The following is a 16300-nucleotide window of genomic DNA, read 5'->3' on the forward strand; positions in this document are numbered from 1 at the left end:
GATAAGATTAAAGGTTGCTATTGAAGTAGCACTTTTTTTATGTAGGAGGACTTATGAGTAAAAAAATTAGTATCGCGATAGATGGACCTGCAGCTGCTGGAAAAAGTACAGTTGCAAAGATTGTTGCAAAAAAATTAGGATATGTATATATAGACACTGGTGCAATGTACCGTGCTCTAACCTTCAAAGCGATCCAAAACAATATTGATGTAAATAATGAGATGGATTTAAGTAACTTGCTTTCAAATATAACGATTAAGTTAATCCCGGAAGAAGGTACTCAAAAAGTTTTCATTGATGATGTCGATGTTTCAGAGCCAATAAGAACACCAGAAGTAACTAGAAATGTTTCATTTGTTGCAAAACACAGTTTAGTGCGTGAGAAAATGGTCGATTTACAACGTGAATATGCCGTAAATGGTGGAGTTGTAATGGATGGAAGAGATATTGGGACTCATGTATTAGTTGGTGCAGAAGTTAAAATCTTCATGATTGCTTCTGTGGATGAACGAGCACAAAGAAGACATATCGAAAATGTCAAAAACGGTTTTGAAAGTGATTTAGAACAATTGAAAATCGAAATCGCAACAAGAGACCGAATTGACTCAGAAAGAGAAGTTTCACCATTGAAAAAAGCTGATGATGCAATCTCATTAGATACGACTTCTAAAAACATTGATGATGTTGTAAATGAAATATTAACGATTGTTGAAGGTAAAATAAAAAATATTTAGAAGAATTAGTCATCAGATTTCTTGACTTTTCTGCTTATTTATTAGAGAGTAAAAGAGGATAATACATAATTGGTCTATCCATTTTTAAAACATAAGGAGGAATATGACATGGTTGAAAAAGTAATGCCAGAAGTTGGGGAAATTATCTCATGTGTAATAGAACAAATTGAAGATAAGCAAGCAATCGTAGGGTTCGGTGGAAAAACAGATGGTATTCTTCCAATAAAAGAAATTTCTAACGTACATATTGAAAATGTAAGTGACGCGCTAACTGTTGGGCAAGAAATTGAATTAAAAGTTATTAAAGTTGAAGAAGATACTGTTGTTTTTTCTAAACGTGCCGTAGATGCTGTTAAAGCTTGGGAACAATTAGAAGGAAAATTAGCTAGTAAAGAAGTTTTTGAAGTTATCGTAACTGAGCAAGTAAATGGTGGACTTATTGCAGACGTAGGCGTTCGTGGATTTATTCCGGCTTCACTCGTTTCTAAAAAGTTCGTTGAAGATTTAGGAAGCTATGTTGGTCAATCGCTTGAAGTAGTGATTGAAGAACTAGATCGCGAAAAAAATCGCGTAATCCTATCTCATAAAGCTGTTGAGCAATTAAATGAAAATGAAAATCGCCGTCAAGCATACTCTTCTATTAAAGTTGGGCAAATCGTTGAAGGTAAAGTAGAAAGATTAACTAATTTCGGTGCTTTTGTAAATATTGGTGGAGTTGATGGATTAGTCCATGTATCACAAATGTCTCATAAACGAGTTACAAAGCCTGAAGAGATTGTAGCTGTAGGAGATACAGTAAAAGTTCAAGTTCTATCAATTGACACAGATACAAACCGTATTGCTTTATCAATGAAGGCAATTCAGCCAGGTCCATGGGATCAACTAAATCCAAGCATTAAAGCTGAGGCTGTAGTTGAAGGGACTGTAAAACGTCTTACAAACTTTGGTGCATTTGTAGAAGTTCAAAATGGAATTGAAGGATTAGTTCATGTATCTCAAATTGCTGATAAACATATTAAAAATCCAAACGAAGTCCTAACAGTAGGTCAACAAGTAAAAGTTAAAGTTTTAGATATTAACCCTACTGAAAAACGCTTATCATTAAGTATTAAAGAAGCTGGTGAAGCTGAACTTCAAGAGGATATTGCTAAATATGTACAACCAAGTGAAAGTGGTTTCCAATTAAGCGAACTACTTGGTGACAAATTAAATAAATTTAAAAAATAATAAAAAATCCTTCAGCCATTTGCTGAAGGATTTTTATTTTGAACACTTTAGTTATGCTGATTTTCAGCTCTTGCTTCTTCAGGTGTATCTAAACGCGTAGCACCTTTGTTATGAATGCTTTGATCTCGATCAGATTCAACTCTTCTAGATTGTTTAAGTTTCTTTTCTTGACGATCTTTTCCCATTCGTTTCACCTCCAAAAAAAATCTCATTTATAGATTCGTTTTAAAAGCAACTTCTTATACACTTTCTTTTGTATTTGATTATTTTTGAAATATGAATTGTTCATACTAGTAGTATTAGGAGGTTTTCGTGTGCAGGGTAGTCTATTTATCATTAGTTCTTGGATTATTGTTTTATTTCTTTTGCTTTACCGGGATCGAAATAAGAAGAATTTCTTGTATTTAGCGGGATTGCTAATATTAATCGGCTGTTCTACTTACACAATTGATCTATTTTCGATTGAAATAAATTTTTCATATATCATCATAATTTTTATCATAAGTTACTTTATTAGTTTATTAAATTTTATTGAACAAATCGTTCATTTCTTTAAAGGCTTGATTATTGCTATGACATATAGTGTAGTTACACTTCTATCAATTTATGATCCTGCAAGTTTTTTTATTGATGAGATGATAATTAGTTCATTTTTAGCAATACTACTTTCTTTCTTTTTAAGTAAATCCTATTTTGACAAAATTCGCTATATAACGATTGGTCTAGTTCAGGGAGACATTTTTAATTATATTACGTTTAAGTCGATTCATTTTAACTATATAATAGGAGATTTAAATTGGTTTGATACTTTATTTATATCTATTTTATTATTGTCAGCAATTCAATTCATAGTAATTTACGTATCAAAAATAAGTCTCAAAAATAGAAAATTATTAAAAAGTTGAAGTGTATTGGTCTTTTCTCATATTTTTTGTTAAAATAGATAAGTTATTTAAATAAATCAATTTTTAAAACTAAACTAAAACTCATTTAGATGATTTAAATGGTACATAGTTATGCTAGGAAGGATGAATTAAATGTCTAAACCGACAGTTGCAATAGTTGGACGACCAAATGTAGGGAAATCAACTATTTTTAATAGGATAGTGGGAGAGAGAATTTCAATTGTAGAAGATATTCCAGGTGTTACTCGTGATCGAATTTACAGTTCAGGAGAATGGTTAAATCAAGAATTTAGTTTAATCGATACAGGTGGAATTGACATTGGTGATGAGCCATTTTTAGAGCAAATTCGTCAACAAGCTGAAATCGCAATAGATGAAGCGGATGTTATTATATTTCTAACAAATGGCCGTGAAGGGGTTACAGCGGCAGATGAGGAAGTTGCAAAAATCCTTTATAAAACAAAAAAACCGGTAGTATTAGCAGTTAATAAAGTAGATAATCCTGAAATGAGAAGCGATATTTACGACTTTTATGCATTAGGATTTGGAGAAGTATTTCCAATCTCAGGTTCTCATGGTTTAGGACTAGGTGATTTACTTGATGAAGTTGTAAAACATTTCCCTGACCAAGAAGATGAAAATTATGATGAAGAGACAATCAAATTTAGTTTAATTGGTCGACCAAACGTTGGAAAGTCATCATTAGTAAATGCATTATTAGGTCAAGAACGTGTAATTGTAAGTAATGTTGCTGGAACTACACGTGATGCTGTCGATACACCTTATTCAAAAGATGGCCAAGACTATGTCATTATCGATACAGCTGGTATGAGAAAAAAAGGTAAAGTATATGAAAGTACGGAAAAATACAGTGTATTACGTGCATTACGTGCAATTGAGAGATCAGATGTCGTCTTAGTTGTATTAGATGGTGAAGAAGGTATAATCGAACAAGATAAGAAAATCGCTGGATATGCACATCAAGCAGGTAGATCTGTTGTTATTGTTGTAAATAAATGGGATGCAGTAGAAAAAGATGAAAAAACGATGAATGAATTCATTGAAAACATTCGAGCGCATTTCCAATTCTTAGACTATGCTCCAATTGTATTCCTATCAGCTAAAACGAAGAAAAGAACTCAAACTTTATTACCAATGATTAATAAAGCATGTGAAAGCCATAGTTTACGCGTTCCAACAAATGTATTAAATGATGTAATTATGGATGCAATTGCGATGAATCCGACACCAACTCATAATGGACAAAGATTAAGAGTGTATTATGCAACTCAAGTAGCTATTAAACCACCAACATTCGTTGTTTTTGTAAATGATCCTGAATTACTTCACTTTAGTTATGAGCGTTTCTTAGAAAATCGTATTAGAGATGCTTTTGATTTTGAGGGATCTCCAATTAAGATTATCGGTCGTGCACGAGCTTAAATTCGATGTAAATATGGATTCTTTATGAAGGGGAGTGTTGATTTGGAAAAAATCGCTGTTTTAGGTGCAGGTAGTTGGGGAACTGCATTAGCCATGGTTTTATCAGACAATGGTCATACGGTTACTTTATGGGGAAATAAATCCGAACTAATCAATGAAATAAATGAACATCATACTAATAAAAGATACTTGCCAGAAATTAATTTACCTCAAAATTTAAAGGCATCGGTCAATTTAAAGGAAGCTATCAATGGAGCTAACTATATTTTGCTTGTTGTTCCAACTAAAGCAATAAGAGAAGTATGCCAACAATTAAATAATGAATTAACGAACGAGGTTACTATAATCCATGCAAGTAAAGGGATTGAGCCTGACACATCTAAGCGTGTTTCGGAAATGATTTCTGAAGAAATTGATTCAAAGTTCTTAAAATCAGTTGTTGTATTATCAGGCCCAAGTCATGCTGAAGAAGTTGCTTTAAGACACCCAACGACTGTAACATCGGCATCTAAAAATATGGAAGATGCGGAAATTGTTCAAGAATTATTCTCAAATGGTTATTTCCGTGTTTACACAAACGAAGATGTGATTGGTGTAGAAATTGGTGGAGCATTAAAGAATATTATCGCACTTGCTGCAGGTATTACTGATGGACTTGGATATGGCGATAATGCGAAGGCGGCTTTAATGACTCGAGGACTTGCTGAAATAATTCGTTTAGGTAAGGCTATGGGCGCTAATACTCAAACTTTTGCTGGTTTAACAGGAATGGGTGACTTAATCGTAACATGTACAAGTGTCCATAGCCGTAATTGGAGAGCTGGTAATTTATTAGGGAAAGGCAAATCTTTAGACGAAGTATTGGATAATATGGGTATGGTCGTTGAAGGTGTTCGCACGACTAAGGCTGCATATCAATTAGCAAAACAAGTAAATGTAGAGATGCCAATTGTGAATGAATTGCACGCAGTATTATTTGAAAATAAAAATCCAAAACTAGCAGTAGATGCACTTATGTCTCGTGTAAAAAAACATGAGGGTGAAAGTACTTCAAATTATATAAGCGATCTTGCTGAGTAATTAATTTTATTAAAATAGATAGATTAAAAGCATTAAAACTTTGTTTTAATGCTTTTTCTTGTGTGGACTAAAATAGGCGTTTCACCATTTCTCTTTTTTTGCATAGCATATGTTGTATAGAAAAGAAGGAGGTTTGAATGGTGACTAATAATAATCCAAATGGTTTCTTCGATAAGATTGAAAAGAAAGCAAATGTAAGTAAATCAGATATTTTTAAAGTCGCTGATTCAGTAAAAGATGCAAACTTTAAAGATGAAGCAACAGTTAGAAAATTAGTTCGTCAAATTGCATTGATGACAGGTCGTCAAGTTTCTAAGGAAAAAGAAGATAAAATCGTTCAAGCAATTGTTACAAATAATATGCCATTAGATTTTCAATCATTAACAAATATGTTTAAACAAAAATAATTGGGCTTATTCTTCAGCGATGTATTTAGTGCATAATCATACATTTTCGCATACTATAGAATGACTTATACCGGATGTATTCTGGTGGGTGTTAGTCGAGGATGAATACGGAGCAATTGCCCCAGTTTGCTTCGAAGAAAGAAAGAGTATATTAATACTTTTTCTTTCTTTTATTTTGCCCTTTTAAATATGTGAATGGTCCCAACCCCCTCCTTGGTTGGTTTCTATCAAGGAGGTATTTTGATGGTGTTTGTTAAGGTTGTAGCTAGTGAAATTGTTCTAGTGGATTTTTTATAAAAACCAGGAGATAAATTTATAACAGACAAGTATAGGTAAGTATTAAATAAGTCGATAATGTCTTAATAGGATGAAAAAGATTTTAATTCAAATCATGTGATTATTTTGATACTATAATAATGGTAGAAAATACATAGGGGGAACATAATGAACGCGGCACATATTAATGAAATTATTTCTTTTGTAGGAATCGGATTAATGCTTTTATCATTATTTTTAATTTTCTTAAGTAGAAACAAAATAAAAATAAAATTTTTAAAAATGATTACAGCTTTTATTGCATATATGTCCTTAATTATTTCAGGGATTTTAATTACATATATCGTATTAAGCTGGCCTAGTTAATGAGAATAAAGGGGACTAACATGAAAAAGCTATTTCTTTCCATATTAATGTGCTTTGTAATAAGTCTATTAAGTGGCTGTTTATATCCACAAGATAAACTTGCACAAAATCAAGTACCATATGATGATCAATTGCAATCTGTTCAAACTGCAGTTAATAAATTTAAGGAAAACAATTCAGGAATGTTACCTATAAAAAACAAGGATATGAATACACCAATTTATATTAAATATCCAATTGATTTTACAAAACTAACTCCTGGCTATTTAAGTGATGCACCTGGTAATTCTTATGAAAATGGTGGTATCTATCAATACGTATTAGTAGATGCAGAGAAGAATCCGACTGTTAAATTAGTCGATCTTAGAATTGCAGAAAAACTAAGAGATGTTTCATTAAGAGTACAAGTTTATAAAGATAAACATACTTACCCACCAATCAAGAAAACATTGGCTAATGGAGTTTTTCTATTAAACTATAAAAAGATGGGTTTCAAGGAAGAACCATTTGTAGTCAGTCCTTATAGCAATAAGAACTTACCAATTATTATGGGGAATGATGGGGAGTTCTATGTAGACTATTCAACTGATTTATATGCCAAAATTAAAGAAGCTAAAAACTATAAGTTCGGTGAAGATATTCGTTCAATCTTAGTAAAAGACTCACCAATCGTGCCTGCATACTCACTTCCATATACGATTAAAGATGGACAACCAGTGTTTTTAGAACAAAAATAAATAATATAAATCATAATCCTTTGATAAAAGAATACATTTTATCGAAGGATTATTTTATTTGATCCCAAGTGAATAAAAAGAAAAAATAAAAAATCTTGTCATAACTCACTAGGACAACATCATAGAATGATATTGTCATAGGTATACTACTTCAAGTCAATTATTCCCATGTATTGATAAATCGGGAGGGGAACACATGGAAAAGATAGATATTTTTAAAGACATTGCCGAGCGCACAGGAGGAGATATCTACTTAGGTGTTGTAGGTGCTGTGCGTACTGGTAAATCAACATTTATTAAACGCTTTATGGAGGCTGTTGTAATCCCTAATATTCAAAATGAAGCTGATCGTGCTAGAGCACATGATGAATTACCTCAAAGCGCTGCAGGTAAAACAATAATGACGACTGAACCAAAATTCGTTCCGAATCAAGGAGTAAAAATTCATGTAGCGGATGGGTTAGATGTAAATATTCGATTAGTAGATTGCGTTGGTTATAGTGTGCCAGGGGCAAAAGGATATGAGGATGAAAATGGTCCTAGAATGATTAGCACTCCTTGGTATGAAGAACCGATTCCATTTAATGAAGCGGCAGAAATCGGTACAAGAAAAGTTATTCAAGAGCATTCCACAATTGGAGTTGTTGTAACAACTGATGGTACAATTGGAGAAATAGCTAGATATGATTATATCGAAGCAGAGGAACGAGTAGTTGCTGAATTAAAAGAAGTTGGAAAGCCTTTCATTATGGTGATCAACTCTTCTCAGCCATATCACCCTAATACAGAAGCACTTAGACAAGAATTATCTGAAAAGTACGATATTCCTGTCATCGCATTAAGTGTTGAAGCAATGCGCGAAGGAGATGTAATGAACGTACTTCGCGAAGCTTTATACGAATTCCCAGTCCTTGAAGTGAATGTAAACCTTCCTAGCTGGGTATTAGTTTTAAAAGAAAATCACTGGCTACGCCAAAGCTACCAAGAAGCAATTCAAGAAACAGTTAAAGATATAAAGCGATTAAGAGATGTAGATTTTGTAGTTGGCCAATTTAGTGATTATGAATTTATTGAACATGCACAACTTGCTGGAATAGATATGGGGCAAGGAGTTGCAGAAATTGATTTATCTGCTCCAGATGAGTTATATGATCAAGTATTAAAAGAAGTAGTGGGAGTAGAAATTCGCGGTAAAGATCATCTACTAGAATTAATGCAAGATTTCGCTCACGCAAAACAAGAATATGATCAAGTAGCAGATGCCTTAAGAATGGTTAAACAAACCGGCTATGGAATTGCAGCACCTTCTCTCTTAGATATGAGCTTAGATGAGCCAGAAATTATACGTCATGGTTCAAGGTTTGGAGTCAAATTAAAAGCGGTAGCACCTTCCATTCATATGATTAAAGTTGACGTCGAGTCAACGTTTGAACCAATCATCGGAACTGAAAAACAAAGTGAAGAACTTGTTAAATACTTAATGCAAGATTTTGAAGATAATCCATTATCAATTTGGAACTCAGATATATTTGGACGTTCATTAAGTTCAATCGTGCGTGAAGGCATCCAAGCGAAACTCTCTCTAATGCCTGAAAATGCAAGATATAAATTGAAGGAAACTTTAGAAAGAATTATTAACGAAGGAAGTGGCGGCTTAATTGCAATTATCCTTTAATCATTAATTGATCAGGTGGTAAAAACCATCTGATTTTTTTTGTGTTAACTAAATAAAAAAGATATATTTATTTAAAATCTAGAAGTTATATTTTATCTAGTGAAACGAAATTTCAAAAAAAAATATAGAAAACTAGAAAGGAAATTAAATATTTTTCGACAAATTTCTGTGCAAATAAATTTATTAAAAATGATCAAAAAAATTAAAAAAATACCGATTAATACAGTAATCATCGTACTTTCAGAGGTACTTATAAGAAAATTGTAGACGAAAAATGAACTAATCAGAAAAATCATTACCTGTTTTCGAGTAATTCCAACATTTTCTTATAAAACATATTGAAAAAAGCCGTAGAATCGTATAATATAAGGCATGACAAAGAAATTAATTGGAATTTGTTGTATAAAATTTAAAATTTTGGTCACAAATGAAATTAAGAAACATTTCTAAAATTTTGGGAGGAGGTGAAAGACATGAACAAAACAGATTTAATCAATGCAGTTGCTGAAGCTGGTGAATTAACTAAAAAACAAGCTACTTTAGCAGTAGACGCTGTATTCGAATCAATTCTTGGTGCGTTACAAAACGGGGATAAAGTACAATTAATCGGATTTGGTAACTTTGAAGTTCGTGAGCGTGCAGCTCGTAAAGGACGTAACCCACAAACTGGCGAGGAAATCGAAATCGCAGCTAGTAAAGTTCCAGCTTTCAAACCTGGTAAAGCGCTTAAGGATGCAGTAAAATAATTACATAATTTAAGCGAAAAAGAAGGATGCTAAAAAAAGCATCCTTCTTTTTTTTGCTAAAAAAGTCCAAAAAGTCAAATGGTTTTGGGATCAATCATTAATTTTGGACAAAGAAAGCGTTGTACTTAGGCGGTCTAAATGAAAGGAATTAGAAAGTATCCTTCTTTTTTTTGCCTATAAAAAAAGAATTATGTTAAAATAAAACGAATCTGATAGTGAATATTAGAATTTTTTTTAGCATGGGGGATCAATTAATGAATGAAGTTAATTTAGAAAAAATTGAACAAGCGGTTCGTCTAATTCTTGAAGCTATCGGTGATGATCCAAATAGAGAAGGAATTTACGAAACGCCAAAACGTGTTGCGAAAATGTATGCTGAAGTATTCTCTGGTATGCGCCAAGATGAAAAAGCTCATTTACATAAAGTATTTGGTGAAGATCATGAAGAATTAGTACTTGTAAAAGATATTCCATTCCATTCAATGTGCGAGCATCATCTATTACCTTTTTACGGTGTTGCACATGTAGCGTACATACCTAAAAATGGTAGAGTAACTGGTTTAAGCAAATTAGCACGTACTGTTGAAACAGTAGCGAAAAGACCTCAGTTACAAGAGCGTATTACTGCATCAGTAGTTGATGCAATTATGGACGTACTACAACCACACGGAGCAATGGTAGTTGTAGAAGCAGAACATATGTGTATGTCTATGCGTGGGGTCAGAAAACCAGGATCAAAAACTGTTACGACTGCTGTGCGTGGCTCACTTAAAGAGGATGTGCAAGGAAGAAATGAAATTCTTGCAATGATTCATTCAACTAAATAGAATCAGATAATCAAAAAGCAGGGCGTTTGATAGGCAGTTTAAAAAGCCGAAAGTCCTGCTTTTTTTAAAATATTCATTTATAAATAATGCAAGTTGATTGAGCAATCAACTTATACCATCTAAAATACTTATGGTATAATGAAAAAATCAGTTATAAATGGAATGGATGGAAATAATGAATAGTATTCACGAGTTAAAGAATGAAGTAATCACTCAAATCTTACATACAATTAGACACCCATATTTAAATCAACATCTTCAAGCACCGACCATTGATGATGTAAAGGTTACTTTATTAATAAATTTATTAACAGAACACAATTTTACGAGTGATAAAATTGTACATTACTGTAAAGCCTTGATGATTCATCAAATTGCATTAGATACACATGAAAAGGTATCCACATATGAAGGTACACCCATGGATCGTGAAAAGAAACAATTAACCGTTTTAGAAGGGGACTTATATAGTGGTTTATACTATGATGCTCTATCTAAAACTGGGGAAATTGGATTAATACGAGAACTTTCATATGCTGTAAAAGAAATGAATGAAGAAAAAATAAATCTAGTTCACGAACAATTTAGTTCTTTAGAAGATCTTTTCAACTGTATTACTGTAATCGAATCAACTATACTAGTACATTTTGCAAAATTTATATCAGCTGAAGAATCAATAAAGCATATTGAGCAAGAATGTTTAAAGTCAAGACTGAAAAAAGAATTCGAACAATCATCAGTTGAAAACTGCTCTGATTTTATTACACAATTTCAAAGAATAACGGGGATTGTTGATTTAGCTAAAACAAAAGAAGAATTATCAAAAATAATACAATTACAAAATTAATCTTCATAGAAGTAATCGTAATTAGTTTAGTGGGGGTTTATATGACTCAATCAAAAGAAGAACGCGTACATGACGTGTTTGAAAAGATTTACAATAAATATGATACAATGAATGGTATTATTAGTTTTAGACGACATATTGCTTGGCGCAAACAAACTATGAAAATTATGAATGTTCAAAAAGGTATGAAAGCGCTTGATGTATGCTGTGGTACTGGTGAATGGACAATTGCACTTGCAAATACGGTTGGTAAAGATGGAGAAGTAGTAGGATTAGACTTTAGTAAAAATATGCTATCTATCGGCGAAGAAAAAGTTAAAAATATGCATTTAGACCAAGTAAAATTAATTCATGGAAATGCAATGGAATTACCTTTTGAGGACAACTATTTTGATGTTGTTACAATTGGATTTGGTTTAAGAAATGTTCCAGATTATTACCAAGTATTGAAGGAAATGACAAGAGTCGTTAAACCTGGAGGGATTGTTGTCTGTTTAGAAACGTCACAACCGACTGCATTTGGTATTAGACATGTGTATAAAGCTTATTTTAAATACATCATGCCGATTTTTGGGAAAATATTTGCTAAAAGCTTTAAAGAATATTCATGGTTACAAGAAAGTGCAAGCACGTTTCCAGGAATGAATGAACTTGCCAATCTTTTCAAAAAAGCAGGTTTAGAAAAAATAAAAATTAAACCTTATACTTTTGGTGTAGCAGCAATGCATTTAGGTGTTAAACCAAAAAGCTAGTTACAAAAAAGCGAGAAAATGGGATGAATAGTAAGGTGAACGGAATGAAGGTTAAATGGAAATATTCTTATTTAAAAAAGGACATTAATGAGATTGAAAGCACGCTTCATAAAGTAGTCAATTCTTCGCAGCCAATATTGAAAAATGCATCTGTACAGTTGCTCGAATCAGGTGGGAAAAGAATTAGACCAGTTTTTGTATTGCTTAGTGCTAAATTTGGACAATATAACCTTCAATCGATTAAAAATGTAGCAGCTACTTTGGAAATCATACATATGGCATCATTAGTTCATGATGATGTAATTGATGAAGCTAGTTTACGAAGAGGTAAACCGACAATCAATTCAACTTACAATGATCGTGTTGCTATGTATGCAGGGGATTTTTTATTTGCAAAAGCATTGGAATGTATGTCGGAAATCGAAAACCCATTGGCCCATCAAAAATTATCTGAGACTATTTTAGAGATTTGTTTAGGTGAAATTGAACAAATAAAAGATAAATATAATTTTGACCAAAATTTAAAATGTTATTTAAGAAGAATTAAACGAAAAACTGCACTTTTAATTTCAGCGAGTTGTGAAATTGGTGCAATTGCATCAGGAGCATCTCCTGCTTTTCAAAAGTGTTTAAAAGATTACGGATACTATTTAGGTATGTCCTTTCAAATTATGGACGATATTCTTGATTTTACGGCTTCTGAGAAAGAATTAGGGAAACCATCAGGTAGCGATTTAATTCAAGGGAATATTACATTACCTGTTTTATTTGCGATGAAAGATTTAGCTCTTAAAGAGAAAATTGAATCAGTTTACGAGGGAATCGATCCAGAAACTGTTAAACCTCTTATAAATCAAATTCGTAAAAGTACATATATTAAAGCAGCAAGAAAAGTTAGTGAAGCATATTTACAAAAATCATTAAACAGTATCAATAGTCTTCCTAATAGTGAAGCAAAGGAAATGTTAATATTAATTGCTAAAAATATTGGAAATCGAAAAAACTAGAGGCGGGGAAAATGCTAGTGCATTTACAACTGCCTCTTTTGGCTTTTTTAGATACGTTTAGAATTCCTTTTATTCAGTTATCTTTATAAAAGTTAATCAATAATCTGGAAGCGATTTCAATTTTTACAATATAACAAGATTTTAAACTATTGATAATTTTATAAATTGATGTTACTATTCTACTGTGTTGTTTATACATAATTGAGATCAAGTGAGGTAGAGCATAATGGAAAGAACTTATTTAATGGTAAAACCTGATGGTGTACAACGTAACTTAATTGGTGAAATCGTTTCACGTTTCGAAAAAAAGGGTTTCCAATTAGTTGGAGCTAAATTAATGCAAGTGAGTAAAGAACAAGCTGAAACTCACTATGCTGAGCACAAAGAGCGTCCTTTCTTTGGTGAATTAGTAGACTTCATTACATCAAGCCCAGTATTCGCTATGGTTTGGGAAGGTGAAAATGTAATCGCTACCGCTCGTCAAATGATGGGTGCAACAAACCCAAAAGATTCAGCACCAGGAACAATCCGTGGGGAGTATGCTGCAACTGTAGGTAAAAACATTATTCATGGTTCAGATTCACCTGCTAGTGCAGAACGTGAAATCGGTATTTTCTTCAATCAAAATGAATTAGTTGAATACTCTAAGCTTATTAAAGAGTGGGTATACTAAGAAATAGTTTTTTACAAAAACAAAGAAGTCAGCTTGCTGGCTTCTTTATTTTATTTAAATAATAATCACGTATTGAGTTAAGTAAAAAAATACGGACAGAAAATTACTTTTTTGTATATGATATTTCACTTTTTTGCAAAAAATCAAAAAAAGAGCCAAAATATGGCTCTTTTTTTATGTTAATTTGAGAATAGGTTGTGGTATAGTAGTAACTAATAATTTTAAACTTACATAAAGAGAAGGTGTTGACATGCGTTATTTAACAGCTGGTGAATCACATGGACCACAATTAACTACAATTATTGAAGGCGTTCCAGCAGGCTTACCAATATTAGCAGAAGAAATAAATGTTGAACTTCGAAGACGTCAAGGGGGATATGGAAGAGGGCGAAGAATGCAGATAGAAAAGGATACCGCTCAAATTACTAGCGGTGTGCGACATGGTTATTCTTTAGGCTCTCCAATCGCATTGGTTGTTGAAAATAACGACTTTAAACATTGGACTAATATTATGGGTGCTGAACCTTTGGATAATCTTGAATATGAAGGAAAAAGAAGCATTACAAAACCACGACCCGGTCATGCCGATTTAAATGGTGCCATTAAATATGGATTTAGAGATGTACGAAATGTTTTAGAGCGATCTTCAGCTCGGGAAACAACTGTACGTGTTGCAGCTGGAGCGGTGGCAAAAAAATTGTTGAGTGAACTAGGAATTACAATCGCAAGCCATGTGATTGAAATTGGTGGAGTTAAAGCAAAAAATATAGACTATAAAAATGTAGAAGACTTACATAATAAGGCTGAAAACTCAGAAGTCAGATGTATAGACGCTGAAGCAACAGAAAATATGAAATCATTAATTGATGATGCAAAACAAAAAGGAGATTCAGTAGGTGGGATTGTAGAGGTTGTTGTTGAAGGTATGCCAGCTGGTGTCGGTAGCTACGTTCATTATGATAGAAAGCTTGACTCAAAAATTGCAGGTGCAATTGTAAGCATTAACGCCTTTAAAGGTGTAGAATTCGGCATCGGGTTTCAAGCTGGCTCCTTACCAGGTAGTGAAGTTCATGATGAGATTGACTATTCAAAAGAACAGGGCTACTACCGATTATCGAACCGTGCTGGCGGTTTTGAAGGCGGTATGACAACAGGTATGCCAATTGTCGTTCGAGCAGTAATGAAGCCTATCCCAACGCTTTACAAGCCGTTGAAGAGCGTTGATATTGAGACAAAGGAAGTTTATGAAGCAAGTATTGAACGTTCTGATAGCTGTGCTGTTCCTGCAGCAAGTGTTGTAGCAGAGCACATTGTTGCTTGGGAAGTTGCAAAAGCAATTGTTGAACAATTTGAATCAGATCAACTTGAGCGTTTAAAACGCAATATTGAAGATTTCCGTGAGTATGCGAGGAATTTTTAATGAATGTGATAACCGTAAATACAAGCTCTAAACAATACGATGTTTGTATAGGGTTTGGAGTACTGAGTGAACTACAGTCAAAATTAGACAATTTAGTTCCTAAAGTTTCAAAAATACTAATCATTACAGATGATCAAGTTGCCTCACTTTATTTGGAAGAAGTACTACAAAATTGTAGTAAAACAAATAAAGTTGAACACTTTATCATTCCACATGGTGAAAAAAGTAAGAGTTTTGGAATTTACGAAAATTGTTTAACGTATTGTTATGATGTCCAATTAGATCGTAATAGTATAATAATTGCTTTAGGTGGGGGAGTAGTTGGTGATTTAGCAGGATTTGTTGCTGCTACTTATATGCGTGGTATCCGTTTTATCCAATTACCTACTACTTTACTAGCCCATGATAGCGCGATAGGTGGTAAAGTAGCTATAAACCTTCCAAAAGCTAAAAATATAGTAGGCGCATTTTATCAACCAGAATTAGTATTGTATGAATTAAGCTTTTTAACTACTTTGCCAATAGAGGAATGGAGATCAGGTTTTGCTGAAATTAGTAAGGAAGCTATGATTTCTTCTATCGATAATTTGAATTGGTTAATGGATCATATCCTTTCCCTTGAAGAATTAGATGATGAGTTAGTTGAAAAATGTGTGACAATGGGAATAAGTGTAAAAAATGAAATTGTATCCAAGGACGAAAGAGAAACTGGTGAAAGAGCATTTTTAAACTTAGGCCATACACTTGGGCATGCAATTGAAGCTTACTTAGGTTATGCTAAAACAACTCATGGTGAGGCAATTGCATTTGGAACTTTATTTTCAATTTATTTGAGTGAACAGTTCTTTAAGGTTGACTTAAAATTTAATGAGATAGTAAATTGGTATAATCAATTGAATTATCCTATTTATTCAAATCTAGAACTTGAACCAATTATAAATCTAATGAAACAGGATAAGAAAAATATCGATTTAAAAATAAACTATATACTATTAAAAAGTTTTGGGAATCCAGTGATATGTGAATTAGAGGAAGACTTTATAAAAGAAAATTTAGATCGTTTTTTAAAACAAATAATTTCATAATACTTACCTGAAAATGGTGTTTTGATCAATTTTTAAATCAAAATATCATTTTCTTTTTCTAAATTAAGCTAACTAAATCATTGGAAATGAAAA

Annotated in this window: 18 protein-coding genes; 17 read left to right on the forward strand and 1 reads right to left on the reverse strand. The window is 32.7% G+C overall.

What is annotated here, in order from left to right:
- Positions 1-53: 53 nt before the first annotated feature.
- Entirely contained in the window at positions 54-734 is a 681-nt protein-coding gene (gene cmk, locus RAH41_RS14815) for a (d)CMP kinase (protein WP_098233013.1), read from the forward strand.
- 108 nt (positions 735-842) lie between these two features.
- Positions 843-1961 carry a 30S ribosomal protein S1 gene (gene rpsA, locus RAH41_RS14820; protein ID WP_331223512.1) on the forward strand — a complete coding sequence of 373 codons (1119 nt, stop codon included), beginning with the start codon at positions 843-845 and terminating at the stop codon, positions 1959-1961.
- A 47-nt stretch (positions 1962-2008) separates the two neighbouring features.
- Here the strand turns inward: rpsA and RAH41_RS14825 are convergent, their stop codons facing one another.
- Positions 2009-2146, reverse strand: coding sequence for a YpzI family protein (locus RAH41_RS14825; RefSeq protein ID WP_069031858.1), 138 nt, complete (start codon positions 2144-2146; stop codon positions 2009-2011).
- Between the two features lie 129 nt (positions 2147-2275).
- On the opposite strand from RAH41_RS14825, the gene RAH41_RS14830 reads away from it, so the two are divergent.
- The 15 genes from RAH41_RS14830 (at position 2276) to aroB (ending at position 16207) form a co-directional block, all read left to right on the forward strand.
- Positions 2276-2866 (forward strand): hypothetical protein, encoded by a 591-nt coding sequence (locus RAH41_RS14830; protein WP_331223516.1) that lies wholly within the window; start codon positions 2276-2278, stop codon positions 2864-2866.
- A gap of 132 nt (positions 2867-2998) precedes the next feature.
- On the forward strand, positions 2999-4309 hold the full coding sequence (gene der, locus RAH41_RS14835; RefSeq protein WP_331223518.1) for a ribosome biogenesis GTPase Der: 1311 nt from the start codon (positions 2999-3001) through the stop codon (positions 4307-4309).
- A gap of 42 nt (positions 4310-4351) precedes the next feature.
- Positions 4352-5389 carry an NAD(P)H-dependent glycerol-3-phosphate dehydrogenase gene (locus RAH41_RS14840; protein ID WP_331223520.1) on the forward strand — a complete coding sequence of 346 codons (1038 nt, stop codon included), beginning with the start codon at positions 4352-4354 and terminating at the stop codon, positions 5387-5389.
- 137 nt (positions 5390-5526) lie between these two features.
- On the forward strand, positions 5527-5796 hold the full coding sequence (locus tag RAH41_RS14845; RefSeq protein ID WP_056466710.1) for a stage VI sporulation protein F: 270 nt from the start codon (positions 5527-5529) through the stop codon (positions 5794-5796).
- 444 nt (positions 5797-6240) lie between these two features.
- Positions 6241-6438, forward strand: coding sequence for a DUF2768 domain-containing protein (locus RAH41_RS14850; protein WP_056466707.1), 198 nt, complete (start codon positions 6241-6243; stop codon positions 6436-6438).
- A gap of 20 nt (positions 6439-6458) precedes the next feature.
- Positions 6459-7175 (forward strand): hypothetical protein, encoded by a 717-nt coding sequence (locus RAH41_RS14855; RefSeq protein WP_331223525.1) that lies wholly within the window; start codon positions 6459-6461, stop codon positions 7173-7175.
- Positions 7176-7371: 196 nt separating this feature from the next.
- Entirely contained in the window at positions 7372-8850 is a 1479-nt protein-coding gene (gene spoIVA / locus RAH41_RS14860; protein WP_331223527.1) for a stage IV sporulation protein A, read from the forward strand.
- Positions 8851-9323: 473 nt separating this feature from the next.
- Positions 9324-9596, forward strand: coding sequence for an HU family DNA-binding protein (locus RAH41_RS14865; protein ID WP_056466694.1), 273 nt, complete (start codon positions 9324-9326; stop codon positions 9594-9596).
- 254 nt (positions 9597-9850) lie between these two features.
- On the forward strand, positions 9851-10423 hold the full coding sequence (folE, locus tag RAH41_RS14870) for a GTP cyclohydrolase I FolE (RefSeq protein WP_331223534.1): 573 nt from the start codon (positions 9851-9853) through the stop codon (positions 10421-10423).
- Between the two features lie 175 nt (positions 10424-10598).
- Positions 10599-11270, forward strand: coding sequence for a heptaprenyl diphosphate synthase component 1 (locus tag RAH41_RS14875; protein WP_331223536.1), 672 nt, complete (start codon positions 10599-10601; stop codon positions 11268-11270).
- Positions 11271-11311: 41 nt separating this feature from the next.
- Complete coding sequence (locus RAH41_RS14880) at positions 11312-12022, forward strand: demethylmenaquinone methyltransferase (RefSeq protein ID WP_056466685.1); 711 nt, start codon at positions 11312-11314, stop codon at positions 12020-12022.
- 44 nt (positions 12023-12066) lie between these two features.
- Complete coding sequence (hepT, locus tag RAH41_RS14885; RefSeq protein ID WP_331223742.1) at positions 12067-13029, forward strand: heptaprenyl diphosphate synthase component II; 963 nt, start codon at positions 12067-12069, stop codon at positions 13027-13029.
- Positions 13030-13255: 226 nt separating this feature from the next.
- Positions 13256-13702 carry a nucleoside-diphosphate kinase gene (gene ndk / locus RAH41_RS14890; protein WP_025671395.1) on the forward strand — a complete coding sequence of 149 codons (447 nt, stop codon included), beginning with the start codon at positions 13256-13258 and terminating at the stop codon, positions 13700-13702.
- Between the two features lie 250 nt (positions 13703-13952).
- Positions 13953-15122, forward strand: a complete 1170-nt coding sequence (gene aroC / locus RAH41_RS14895) for a chorismate synthase (protein ID WP_331223541.1) — start codon at positions 13953-13955, stop codon at positions 15120-15122.
- Positions 15122-16207 carry a 3-dehydroquinate synthase gene (gene aroB / locus RAH41_RS14900; RefSeq protein WP_331223543.1) on the forward strand — a complete coding sequence of 362 codons (1086 nt, stop codon included), beginning with the start codon at positions 15122-15124 and terminating at the stop codon, positions 16205-16207. The genes aroC and aroB overlap by 1 nt, the downstream gene beginning before the upstream one ends.
- Positions 16208-16300 lie beyond the last annotated feature (93 nt).

It is taken from the genome of Gottfriedia acidiceleris (assembly GCF_036421055.1).
Taxonomy (GTDB): Bacteria; Bacillota; Bacilli; order Bacillales; family Bacillaceae_G; genus Gottfriedia; species Gottfriedia acidiceleris_C.